The sequence below is a fragment of the Desulfobaculum sp. genome (assembly GCF_054921475.1).
The window spans coordinates 1-5,828 of sequence record NZ_JBUDSW010000230.1 but is presented as its reverse complement, the minus strand read 5'-3'; the positions used below and the strand labels follow the sequence as shown (position 1 = coordinate 5,828).

Below are 5,828 nucleotides of genomic sequence, written 5' to 3'. Positions count from 1 at the left end.
CCATCAACGAAGGCGACGCTTCACCCCTGCATCCCCTTGGCGTGCCGCGCGCTCTGGCGTGGACCCTGCGGGGCGCGCTCAACAGCGTGCGCAGTCAACTGACCATCCTGCTGACTTCGCCAGCGGCCATTGCTCCCAAGCTCTGGCTGCCAAAGGCCAGTGCCGACGGCGCGCCGCGTGTGGTCTTCATCCACGGCATCTACCACAACGCCTCGGCGTGGATTGTGGCCTCGCGGCGCTTTGCGCGGGCGGGGCTCACGGACCAGCGCACCCTGAGCTACTGCAGCTTTGGGCGCGACTTCACCGCCACGGCCGACCGCCTTGCCCTGCGCCTTGTCCGGGAGCTGGACAAGGAGCCGCAGCGGCGCATTGTCCTTGTGGGGCACAGCATGGGCGGTCTGCTCATCCGCGCCCTGCTCAAATATCCCACCATCGCCCGCCACACGGACGCCGTGGTCACACTGGGCACGCCGCATCAGGGCAGCAAGCTGGCGGCCCTCGCTCTTGGGAGGCTGGCGAAGGATATCCGCCTTGACGGCCCGGCCATACGGGCCATCCACAATGCGGAACCTACGCCGCCGTGTCCGTGCCTGAGCCTGTATTCGCCTGTGGACGCCATGGTCCTGCCGGGGCGCGCCCTACGCATCAGCCTGCCGGGGTGGACGGAACAGATGACCCGCCCCGTCAGCCACATTGGCCTGCTGTACGACGCTGAGGCCGCTCGGGCCGCAACGGCGTTCATCACACAGGCGTGCGCAGACGCTCGCCAAGACGCCGGTACAGCCGCAGATAGTCCGCAACCATCCGTTCCCGCGTAAAGCGCGTTTGCCCGTGCTCGTAGCCGCCCCGGCCTATGCCGCGCGCAAGGCGGGGGCGCTTTAAGAGCATTGCCACCTGCGCGGCAAGGTCATTCCAGCGCCCGGGCGCGGGCACCATGCCCGATTCGCCGTGCACCATCTGCTCCGGTATGCCGCCAACGCCAAACGCCACGCAGGGCAGTTCCATACTCATGGCCTCCAGCACCACCAGCGGATGGTTGTCCGCCATGGTCGGATAAGCCAACACATCCGCCGCGCGCATAAAGCACATCATGGTGCGGCGGTCCACGTAGGGCCAATGCGTCACGTCGCCCTGCCGCTCAAAACGCTCGCCCCCAACCATAAAGCACTGCGCCTCCGGGACCGCAGCCTTGATGCTGCGCCACACGTCATGCCATTTGCCCCCGGCCTTAAACGCCGCCTTGGTGCCGCCATGCGCCACAAAGAGCACCAGCTTCGCATCCTGCGGCACTTCGGCAATGCGGCGCGCCTCCGCCCGGGAAATATGCCCCCGCGGCCACGGCACACCATTGGGGATAACGCGCACATCCGCCTGCGGAAACACCTCGCGCGCGCTGGCGGCAAGGTACCGCGACGGCGACACCAACACCGGAGCCACGCGCCCCACGGCATCGCGCCGACGCCGGCACTCCGCCCCGGTCTCCGGGTAGGCCTGCGGACACGGTCCGCCGCAACCGGTGCGCCACTGCTGACACTCCAGCGGGGCATGGCACCCGCCGGTCAGAAGCGAAAAATCATGTAGCGTCACCAAAGACGCCGGATGCCCGGCCACACCGTCAAGGCATGCCGTCCAATCTCGTGTGGCATGCAGATGCACAAGGCGCGAGGGCGTCGCCTGCGCGCCAACATCCTGCGGCGCGCACAGCGCCGCGCGGCTGGCGTCGCCGAGTTCCGCCATCTCGAAGCCAAAGGTACTGTCGGCCTCCTCCCGTAGGAGCGACTCGTGCAGCGCGCGGGCAATGGCCGTGGCCCCACCGCGCGATTCCAACACACTATGAATATGCACAGGGGGCGCATCACACATCGGTCCGCTCCAGAAAATCATGCTTCAGCGCCCACAGCACGCCAAATTCCGCATCCTCCGCGCCCAGCCCTTCGGCCTCGGCGTAGCGGGACACAAGCTCTGCGGCGTCTATGGGACGCCGCGCAAAAAAGACCAGCCGCCGCAAGGCCTCCGGCGAAATGCGCCGCTCTATGCCTTCATACATGGTGACAAAGTCGCGCCCCCGGTACACGGCCTGCCCGGACTGGGACCAAACAAGGCGCAGGTCGCCGTCCACGCGCAGCGTCGTGTAGCCGCCAAACAGCTCCGCATAGGGCAGGTGCATGGGGTGGCGTACGCCGCGCAGGGCCTCGCGGTCCATGGGCGTGGTCCATAATTCGTCCCACAGCGCGCAGTGCTGGCGGACCACTTCATCCCAGGAAAAATCGCGCGCCACGCGCTCCCGCGCCGCCGCGCCCATGCGACGCCGCAGGCCTGCGTCCACCATCAGCGCCTCCAGCCGCTGCGCCATCACGGCCACATCCACGGCGGTCTGCTGCGCCATATGCAGGTGCGCCTCGGCGTCGGCCACAAGGGGGGCCGTCCTGTCGATGCTGCCGCTACGTACCGGGCCCACCGTGGGGACAAGGAATCCCGTCGCGCCGTCCACCACAAGGTCGCGGTAGCCGTCATAGGCCGAGGCCAACACGGGCACGCCCATGGCGCCGGCCTCAAGGAGCGTCAGGCCAAAGGTCTCCTGCGGATTGTCCACAGGCGACAGGAACACATCACTCGCCCAGAAGAGTTCGCGCTTTCGCGTGTCCGACGGGCTTTCCTCCAGCCGCCAGCCCACGCCGATATTGCGCGCCATCTCCCTCAGCATATTGGGAAAGTTCCCCACGCCGTCGTTCCACCCGCCAAGGCACAAGGTCACCTTGGAGAGGTCCATCCCACCCCGCCGCACACGCAAAAGCGTCCGAATCAGAGGCAGAACGTCCATCTTGGAGTATGGCGACAGCCGTGCAAAGACGAGGAGCATCACTCCGTCGGGGTCCATGTCCACGCTGGCGCGGGCCGCGGCGCGCTCCTGTGACGTGGCCGGACGGTAGTAGTCCGCGTCCACGCCAAGGGGGATGCGCCGTACAGTGGGCCGCATGCCGCCGCGCAGACCATAGCCGGACTCCAAAGCGCTGTAGAAGCCGTCCACAACGTCCACGGCGGTGCGCGAAGTGGCCACCACGCAGTCGCGCAGGGTGGTCCCCGGCCACAAGTGGGCGAGGAAATCGCGCATATAGCGCTGATAGCTCAGGGAGTGCGTCGGCCCGGTGATGGGGAATATCTCACGGCTTTCGGCGTTACGCAGGGCCGCGAGATAGGCGGGATAATTAATGCAGTCCGACAGGTGAAAGGCGTGGTAGTCCGTCTGCGCCAGCGCGGCGGGGAGCGCCTCGCGCCGCCGTACGCAAAAGCGCCCGGCCTCGGCCATGGCGGGAAAGTCCTCCGCCAGCCGCGCCGTTACGCTGTCCACCTGCTTTTTTCCCGTCAAAAAGAAATGGTATTCGTCAAAGGGGTCGGCCCGCAGAAGCGCGCGCAGAAAGGCCACATTGGCCACGCTGCGCCCCATGATGGCTCCCCCCTCATAAAAGGGGTCGAGGGTTCCCCATATTCGTTGTGATTTCATGAAGCTGCAAGGAGCACAGAGCACCGACGACGTCAAGGCCGTCTGGCGCGCCGCTCCGGTTTTGTCATCCGCACCGATTGTTCATCCGCGGATGATGGTCACTCTCCGGCTAGGGCTTGCGCTCCAGCCGCCTACGCAGAACGTCCTGCGCTATCTGCCTCAGCCGCCGCACATCCTCTGCCCGTGGAATAAGCCCGCGCCCAAACGGCGCCGCCCACGCTTCGCCGCGCATGACGCCGCGCGCCCACGCCGCCACCGTGGCCGGAAACACTTGCCTGTTGGCAAGGACAATGGCCGCCTTGGCCTGTGCATCGCGCAGAACCGCGCCGGACGTGAAGCTGTCCCCGTGCACGCGGTACACATACAGCGCCTCGGGCACATGCGCCGCCGTGAACCCGGCGGCCACAATGCGCAGCCACATGTCCCAATCCTCGTACAGCGTGTCGCCCCGGAAGCCGCCACAGGCTTCATACGCCTCGCGGCGCAGGAGCACCATGGACGACACCACATTCTGCTGGCGCAGCACGTCGAGGGTGCACTCCGGCAAGGCCACATGGTGCGTCCCGTCCGGCGTTATGCGCACAAGGTCCGTGTACGCCAGTCCGGCGCGCGGGTCCTGCTTCAGGGCGGCAAGTGTTGCCTCCAGGAAACGGGATTCCAGCACGTCATCGGAATCCATGCACAAAAGATACCGCCCGCGGGCCGCAGCAAGGCCAACATTGCGCACCGGGCCGGGCCGCCCCTGCCGCGCAACGCGCAGCAGGCGGAAATCAAGCGCGCCCAGCGTCTCCCCCTCGCGCCGCGCCACGGTAACGGAATCATCCGTGCTGGCGTCGTCCACAAACAGCACCTCCGCCTCGCCAAGCCCGACACTCTGCGCGCGCAGAGAGGCAAAAAGTTCCGGCAGGTACCGGCTGTAGTTGTGGTTGGGGATAATGACCGAAATGCAGGGGCTCACGCGGGTTCTCCTCATTCTGGCCTAGGGATATGGGGGCAAATCCGTCCGCCCCGTATCGACGGGTGGTGATGACTCCTCACTTCCACCATACCAGAAAAAAGGAACTTTTCACTGCGCCCCAGCGTCAAAAATTCAACGCTCCCCGGACTCTGCGACACAAGGCCCCTCGCCGCCGCCCCCCGCCAAGCCCGCGCGTTATGCGGCATTCCCTGCCATTGGCCCCGTTTTTGCTTCATTGGCCTCCAGACAGGAACTCCATTCCATCATTAGCGGGGACCGCACATGCAACATAATGACAACCGCACCGTCCTCTGGGGCTTTGGCCTCAACGACATTGACCGTAAAAAAATAGAAGCCGAAGCCGGAGACAGCTACACACTGCTCAACTGGCCCGGCTCCGCCTTGCCCGAAAACGGACAGGTTGAACGCGAACAGCCCTTTCTCGTCTGGATCGACTATGGCGTCTGGACCACGCTGGACGACGACCGCAAGGCCGCCATCCTTGATTGGGAGACCACGCAGAAGGTCATGGTTGTCGGTGCCAATGCGGACGCGCCCTCGCCGGAGGTCTTTCTGGACCACGGATTTTTATCCATGGTCACCTCGCCGCTGAAGGCCGCCAGCATTCAGGACACCCTCGTCAAGGGCATTGAGGTGCATAACCTCTATGACGACATTATGCGCATGACGCGTGAAATCTCCCTTGAACGTGAGATTCTTTCCCGCAAGAACAGCTACCTGCTGTTTCTGAACCGCATCATGACGCGCGCCGTGGAAAGCCTGAACCCCGCAACCATCCTTGCGCAGGCCCGGCAGGACCTGAACATGCTGATGCCGGTACAGGCCGCGCAGTGTATCTTGTGGACCGAAAACGGCCGCGAGAACATCGAGGCCGAACTGTTCCTCGCCTTCCATGAGCACAACACCGTGCAGGAGGCGTGGGTGGAGCTTATGCTCAAAACGGCGGCCAAGCTGTCCGGCAGCCATGTGGACAGCTACCAGCTCACCTTTTTGATGGACGCCGCCACAACCGACGAGGGCGAAGACCTCTCGCCGCGCCCCGGGCAGGTTGTGCTGCTGCCGCTCAAGGCGGGCGGCATCGACTTTGGCTGTCTGGCCCTGCTCACCAAGGAGCCGGTCCGCCTCGGCAAGGAACAGCGCGACGTGCTGCACTCCGCAGTCAACCACCTTGGCCTTGCCCTCAAAAACGCCCTGCTCTACCGCGAGGTCAAAATCCGCGCGGACCACGACGGCCTGACCCGCATCTACAATCGTCAGTATTTTGACGAACATCTGGTGGATGAGCTGAAGCGCGCCCAGCGTTATCATCAGGAAATCTCGCTGCTGATGCTGGACCTTGACCACTTT

General features: G+C 65.0%; 5 protein-coding genes. 2 read left to right on the top strand and 3 right to left on the bottom strand.

What is annotated here, in order from left to right:
- On the top strand, positions 1-818 hold an 818-nt coding region (locus tag ACY69P_RS13320), incomplete at its 5' end, for an esterase/lipase family protein (protein ID WP_462327821.1).
- Here ACY69P_RS13320 and ACY69P_RS13315 read toward each other — a convergent pair.
- The 3 genes from ACY69P_RS13315 to ACY69P_RS13305 form a co-directional block, all read right to left on the bottom strand.
- Positions 742-1,845, bottom strand: a complete 1,104-nt coding sequence (locus ACY69P_RS13315; protein WP_462327820.1) for a glycosyltransferase — start codon at positions 1,843-1,845, stop codon at positions 742-744. The two genes, ACY69P_RS13320 and ACY69P_RS13315, sit on opposite strands and share 77 nt — an antisense overlap.
- Positions 1,846-1,855: 10 nt before the next feature.
- Positions 1,856-3,502 carry a glycosyltransferase family 4 protein gene (locus ACY69P_RS13310; protein WP_462327819.1) on the bottom strand — a complete coding sequence of 549 codons (1,647 nt, stop codon included), beginning with the start codon at positions 3,500-3,502 and terminating at the stop codon, positions 1,856-1,858.
- 109 nt (positions 3,503-3,611) lie between these two features.
- Positions 3,612-4,460: a glycosyltransferase family 2 protein gene (locus tag ACY69P_RS13305; RefSeq protein ID WP_462327818.1), complete on the bottom strand. Its 849-nt coding sequence runs from the start codon at positions 4,458-4,460 to the stop codon at positions 3,612-3,614.
- Positions 4,461-4,742: 282 nt separating this feature from the next.
- Between ACY69P_RS13305 and ACY69P_RS13300 the strand changes: the two genes are divergently transcribed.
- Positions 4,743-5,828 (top strand): GGDEF domain-containing protein (locus ACY69P_RS13300; protein WP_462327817.1); only part of this gene is annotated, 1,086 nt, incomplete at its 3' end.